Genomic DNA, 6,361 nt, shown 5'->3' on the forward strand with positions numbered 1-6,361 from the left:
TGAGGCACGACAGGGTATGAGCGGCGAGTATCCCCGCGACCTCGTCGGCTATGGCGAAAACCCGCCGGATCCGTGCTGGCCGGGCGGGGCGCGTTTGGCCGTGCAGATCGTAATGAACTATGAGGAGGGCGGCGAAGCGTCGATCCTGCATGGCGATGCCCATGCCGAGTCCTATCTGCAGGAGGTGGTCGGTGCGCCGGCATTGCACGGCGTGCGCAACCTGCAGGTCGAATCGATCTACGAATACGGCAGCCGTGCCGGCTTTTGGCGGCTGATGCGGCTGTTCCGGGAGTTCGGCATGCCGGTGACCGTGTTCGCGGTCGCCATGGCGCTCGAACGCAATCCGGATGCCTGCGCCGCGATGCTCGACGCCGGCCACGAGATCGCCAGCCACGGTTGGCGCTGGATCGACTATCAGCACATGCCGGTGGAGGAAGAGCGGGCACATCTCCGCCGCGCGATTGAAACGCTGACCCGCCTGACCGGCAGCCGCCCGCTCGGCTGGTACACCGGCCGCCTCAGTCCGAATACGCGCCGCCTCGTGGTCGAGGAGGGCGGGTTTCTCTACGACGCCGATGCCTATAACGACGATCTGCCCTATTGGGTGACCGAGGGCGGCCGGCCGCATCTGGTCGTGCCTTATACGCTCGACGTCAACGACATGAAGTTCGGCACGGCCCAGGGCTTCAACCAGGGCGACGATTTCTTCACCTACGCCCGCGACGCGTTCGATGCGCTCTATGCCGAGGGCGGCAGGATGATGTCGGTCGGGCTGCATTGCCGCCTGATCGGCCGGCCCGGACGGATCCAGGGGCTGCGCCGGTTCCTGCAGCACGTCCGGGGCCATGGCGACGTCTGGGTGTGCCGGCGGATCGACATCGCGCGCCATTGGATCGCCGAGCATCCCTATGGGGAGGCATCGGCATGACCGTGCTCGATCGCCTGCCGCGCGACGCGTTCGTCGCAGCGACCGGGGGCATTTTCGAACATTCGCCCTGGGTCGCCGAGGCGGTCGCGGACCGGCGACCGTTCGGCACGGTGGAGAACCTGCATGGCGCCATGGTCGCGGCCGTGATGGCGGCCGGACCGGCGCGGCAGATGGAATTGCTGCAGGCCCATCCGGAGCTGGCCGGCAAACTGGCGCGGGCCGGTGGCCTCACCACCGCCTCGGCGGGCGAGCAGGCCAGCCTGGGGCTCGACCGGCTCGAACCGGCCGAGATCGCGCGCTTCGACCGGGCGAACGAGCGCTATCGGGCGCGGTTCGGCTTTCCCTTCATCATCGCGGTCAAGGCGCAGCGCGACCGAAGGGCGATCCTGGATGCGATCGAGACCCGGGCGATGAACGACAAAGCGGTCGAGATCGCGACGGCGTTGGCCGAGGTTGCAAAGATCGCCCGCTTCCGGCTGGCCGCCCTGGAGGCATCATGAGCGACGGCGGTGCCGGACGCCTGACCCTGCACGTGCTCGACACCAGCCTCGGCCGGCCGGCGGCGGGGCTGGCCTATGCCCTGTTCCGGCTCGAAGGGGCGGAGCGTCACCGGCTCGCCGACGGGCTGACCGGACCCGACGGCCGGGGCGGCGGCGGGCCGCTGCTGGCGGGCGCCGACCTGCGGCCCGGCCACTACGAGATCCTGTTCGAGGCCGGCACCTATCTTCGCGCGAACGGCATGCCAGCGGCCGACCTGTTCTACGACCAGATCCCGATCCGCTTCCAGGTCGGCGACCCGGCGCAGAATTATCACGTGCCGCTGATCCTGGCGCGCTACGGCTATACGACCTATCGGGGCAGCTGATGGACCGCGTCCGCTTCCTGCTCGACGGCGCGGTCCGGACGGTCGGCGAATTCGATCCGACCCTGACGGTGCTGGAATTCCTGCGCGAGACCGAGCGGCGCTGCGGCACCAAGGAGGGCTGTGCCGAGGGGGACTGCGGCGCCTGCACGGTGGTGCTGGGCGAGCCGGTCGATGGCGCCGTGCGCTATCGGGCGGTCAATGCCTGCATCCTGTTCCTGGGCGCCCTCGACGGCAAAGAGCTGGTCACGGTCGAGAGCCTGGGCGGCCCGGAGGCGCCCCATCCGGTGCAGCAGGCGCTGGTCGAGTGCCACGGCTCGCAATGCGGCTTCTGTACGCCCGGCTTCGTCATGTCGCTCTACGCGCTCTGGCAGGCCGACGGCCGGCCGGTCCGGTCCGAGATCGAACAGGCGCTCGCCGGCAACCTGTGCCGCTGTACCGGCTATCGCCCGATCATGGATGCGGCGGAGCAGGCGTGCGGCCGGCCGGATCGGGTCGACGGCAGGCATGCCACGACGGCAGAACAACTTCAGGCCCTCCTGCCGACCGAAACCCTGGCGATCGAGCGGGACGGGCGACGCTTCCTGGCACCCATCGGCCTCGATGCCCTGGCAGATCTGATGTTGGCCCATCCTCAGGCGACGCTCGTTGCCGGCGGCACCGATGTCGGCCTGTGGGTGACCAAGCAGCATCGCCGGCTGGAAACCGTGATCTCCCTGGGTCGCGTCGCCGGTCTGGCCGACGTGACGGAAACGGTCGACGGCATCGAGATCGGCGCTGCGGTGCCCTATGTCGATGCCATGCCGATCCTGGCGCGGTGGCACCCGGAGATCGACGGCCTGCTGCGCCGCCTGGGCTCGGTCCAGATCCGCAATACCGGCACGATCGGCGGCAACATCGCGAACGGTTCGCCGATCGGCGACAGCCTGCCCGCCCTGATCGCGCTCGAAGCCAGCCTGGTGCTGCGCCGGGGAGCGGTCGAACGCGTTTTGCCGCTTGAGGATTTCTTCCTGAAATACCGCCAGACTGCATTGATGCCGGGCGAGTTCGTCGCCCGGATCCGGGTGCCGTCGGCGCGGGCCGGGACGCTGTTCCGCAGCTACAAGATCTCGAAACGCTTCGACCAGGATATCTCGGCGGTCTGCGGCGGCTTTGCGGTGACGATCGCCGACGGTCGCGTCGCCGACCTTCGCCTGGCGTTCGGTGGCATGGCCGGCATTCCGGCGCGCGCCCGGGCCTGCGAACAGGCGCTGATCGGCCAACCCTGGACCGAGGCTTCGGTCGCCGCCGCCTTGCCGGCGCTCGCGCAGGATTTCGCACCGCTGTCGGATATGCGGGCCAGTGCCGACTATCGGGCACGGGTCGCCCGCAACCTGGTGCGCAAGTTCCAGATCGAGACGGACGGCGGGGCGCCGGTCGGCGTGCTGGCATTGGCGGCATCATGAGCGCCCTGCCCGAAACGGTGCATCGCCCGGTCGCCCACGACAGCGCGCTGAAGCATGCCCAGGGCACGGCGCTCTACATCGACGACATGCCGGAGCCGCGCGACCTTTTGCATGCCACGATCGGCTGGAGCACGCGCGCCCATGCCCGCGTCCTGTCGATCGACCTCGATGCGGTTGCGGCGGCGCCCGGCGTGGTGGCGGTGATGGCGGCCAGGGACCTGCCGGCCGGCAACGACATCGGGCCGGTGCTGCCGGGCGACCCGGTGTTCGCCGACGGGCTGGTCGAATATCACGGCCAGTCGGTCTTCGCGGTCGCGGCCGAAAGCGTCGGCGCGGCCCGGCGCGCGGCCCGGCTGGCCACGATCGAATACCAGGACCTGCCGGCCATCCTGACCATCGAGCAGGCGCTGGCCGACGAGAGCTACGTGCTGCCGACCCGGGTCCTGCGGCGCGGCGATGCGGCGGCGGCGCTGGCCGGCGCCGGTCATCGGCTGAACGGTCGCCTCGCGGTCGGCGGCCAGGATCATTTCTACCTGGAAGGCCAGGTCGCCATGGCCGTCCCGGGTGAGGGCGGCGCCATGCTGGTCCATAGCTCGACCCAGCACCCGACGGAGGTCCAGCATCTGGTCGCCAAGGTGCTGGGGCTGCCGGACCATGCGGTCACGACCGAGGTCCGGCGCATGGGGGGCGGGTTCGGCGGCAAGGAGACCCAGGCCGCGATCGTCGCGTGCGTCGCGGCCCTGCTGGCGCGCCGCACCGGCCGGCCGGTCAAGCTGCGGCTCGACCGCGACGACGATATGATCCTGACCGGCAAGCGGCATGATTTCCTGATCGACTATGACGTGGGGTTCGGCGACGACGGCCGGATCGCCGGGGTGGAATTCATGCTCGCGTCCCGCTGCGGCATGTCGCCGGACCTGTCGGGCTCGATCAATGATCGGGCCATGTTCCATGCCGACAATTGCTATTTCCTGGAGCATGTCACCATCACGTCGCACCGCTGCAAGACCCATACGGTGTCGAACACGGCGTTCCGCGGCTTCGGCGGCCCGCAGGGCATGATGGCGATCGAATATGTGCTGGACGAGATCGCACGCCATCTGGGGCTCGATCCGCTCACTGTACGCAAGGCGAATTTCTACGGCATCGACGAACGCAACCGGACGCCCTACGGCATGGTGGTCGAGGACAACATCATTCCGGCGCTGGTCGCGGAATTGGAGGCGAGCGCCGACTACGCGGCCCGGCGCACGGCAGTCGACGCGTTCAACCGGAGCAGCCCATGGCTGAAAAAGGGCCTGGCGCTGACGCCGGTCAAGTTCGGCATTTCCTTCACGGCGAAGCACCTGAACCAGGCCGGCGCGCTGGTCCATGTCTATACCGACGGCAGCATCCTGTTGAACCATGGCGGCACCGAGATGGGGCAGGGCCTGTTCGTCAAGGTCGCTCAGGTCGTGGCCGAGGAGTTGGGCGTGCCGCTGGGCCAGGTCATGCTCACCGCGACCAATACCGCGAAGGTGCCCAACACCTCGCCGACCGCGGCTTCGTCCGGCGCCGATCTCAACGGCAAGGCGGCGCAGGCGGCGGCGCGGACGATCCGCGACCGGCTGGCGGGGTTGGCCGCGACCCGGTTCGGCGTGCCGGCGAGCGAGATTGTGTTTCGCGAGGGCCAGGTCAGCGGCGGCGATCAGCACATCGCCTTCGCCGATCTGGTCAAGGCAGCCTATTTCGAGCGCATTCAGCTGTCGGCGACCGGCTTCTACACGACGCCGCGGCTCGATTGGAACGAAGCGACCCACCAGGGCCGGCCGTTCTTCTATTTCGCCTATGGGGCCGCGGTCAGCGAGGTCGCGATCGACGTGCTGACCGGCGAGGCGAAGGTCTTGCGCGTCGATATCCTGCATGATTGCGGCCGCTCGCTGAATCCGGCGATCGACCTGGGGCAGGTCGAGGGCGGCTTCGTCCAGGGCATGGGCTGGCTGACGACCGAGGAATTGGCCTGGGACGCCGCCGGGCGGCTCACGACCCATGCGCCCTCGACCTACAAGATCCCGACCGCGGCCGACGTGCCGAGGGATTTCCGGGTGGCGCTCTATCGGGATGACAATCGCGAGGATGCGATCTATCGCTCCAAGGCGGTCGGCGAGCCGCCGCTGATGCTCGGTATCTCGGTGTTTCACGCCTTGAAGGACGCCGTCCTGGCCGCGAGCGGATCGGGCGCCGGCCTGCGGTTCGACGCGCCGGCGACGCCGGAGCGCGTGCTGCTGGCGATTGAGACGGCACGCGTGCCCACGCCCGAAGCGGTGGCGGCGGAATGACCGACTGGATCGAAACGCTCGCCCGTCTCAAGGCCCGGCGCGAGGCCGCCATCCTGGTGACCGTGGTCGGCGCCAGCGGCTCGACCCCGCGCGAGGCCGGCTGCAAGATGGTGGTCACGGCCGATCGCCTGCACGGCACGATCGGCGGTGGCCATCTGGAGTTCCGCGCGTTGGAGATCGCCCGCGATCTGCTGGCCGATCCCGGCCTCGTCGGTGCCGGTCCGATGATCCGGGAATTCCCGCTCGGTCCGGCGCTGGGCCAATGCTGCGGCGGGGCGGCCAGCCTGTTGTTCGAGCCGGTCCTGCCGCCGGGCCTCGAAATCGCGCTGTTCGGTGCGGGCCATGTCGGCCGGGCGCTGGTCCATATCCTCGGTACCCTACCGTGCCGGGTGCTATGGATCGATCCGCGCGCGGCGGAATTTCCCGAAACGGTGCCGGATAACGTCGAGGTGCGGGTCTCGGCGCTGCCGATGCACGAGGTCGAGACCCTGTCGGCCGGCAGCCAGGTCTTCGTCATGACGCACAGTCACCAGCTCGATCTCGATCTGGTCGATGCCGCGTTGCATCGGGTGGATCTCGCTTGTATCGGATTGATCGGTTCGGAGACGAAACGAGCGCGGTTCGTCAAGCGCCTGGGCCTGCGCGGCCATGGGCCGGAAGCGATCCGCCGGCTGGTCTGCCCGATCGGCATCGCGGGTGCCGGCAGCAAGCATCCGGCCGAGATTGCCGTCGCGGTCGCGGCGCAGATTCTGCAGATCGATCAGGTCGTCCGGCTGCGACCCCCGATGCCGGATGCCGCCAAGGCATC

Annotated in this window: 6 protein-coding genes; all 6 read left to right on the forward strand. The window is 69.0% G+C overall.

Going from position 1 to position 6,361, the window contains the following annotated elements:
- The first annotated feature begins 16 nt into the window (after window positions 1-16).
- Entirely contained in the window at window positions 17-928 is a 912-nt protein-coding gene (gene puuE, locus VGV37_RS16745) for an allantoinase PuuE (RefSeq protein WP_326880847.1), read from the forward strand.
- Window positions 925-1,428, forward strand: coding sequence for a 2-oxo-4-hydroxy-4-carboxy-5-ureidoimidazoline decarboxylase (gene uraD, locus VGV37_RS16750; RefSeq protein ID WP_326880848.1), 504 nt, complete (start codon window positions 925-927; stop codon window positions 1,426-1,428). The genes puuE and uraD overlap by 4 nt, the downstream gene beginning before the upstream one ends.
- Complete coding sequence (gene uraH, locus VGV37_RS16755; protein WP_326880850.1) at window positions 1,425-1,793, forward strand: hydroxyisourate hydrolase; 369 nt, start codon at window positions 1,425-1,427, stop codon at window positions 1,791-1,793. Before uraD ends, uraH begins: the two co-directional genes overlap by 4 nt.
- Window positions 1,793-3,235: a xanthine dehydrogenase small subunit gene (xdhA, locus tag VGV37_RS16760; RefSeq protein WP_326880851.1), complete on the forward strand. Its 1,443-nt coding sequence runs from the start codon at window positions 1,793-1,795 to the stop codon at window positions 3,233-3,235. The genes uraH and xdhA overlap by 1 nt, the downstream gene beginning before the upstream one ends.
- Window positions 3,232-5,553 (forward strand): xanthine dehydrogenase molybdopterin binding subunit, encoded by a 2,322-nt coding sequence (gene xdhB, locus VGV37_RS16765; protein WP_326880852.1) that lies wholly within the window; start codon window positions 3,232-3,234, stop codon window positions 5,551-5,553. Before xdhA ends, xdhB begins: the two co-directional genes overlap by 4 nt.
- Window positions 5,550-6,361: xanthine dehydrogenase accessory protein XdhC (gene xdhC / locus VGV37_RS16770; protein ID WP_326880853.1), on the forward strand; the 812-nt coding region annotated here is incomplete at its 3' end. The genes xdhB and xdhC, both read left to right, overlap by 4 nt.

It is taken from the genome of Aliidongia sp., from assembly GCF_035943795.1.
Classification (GTDB): Bacteria; Pseudomonadota; Alphaproteobacteria; order ATCC43930; family CGMCC-115725; genus Aliidongia.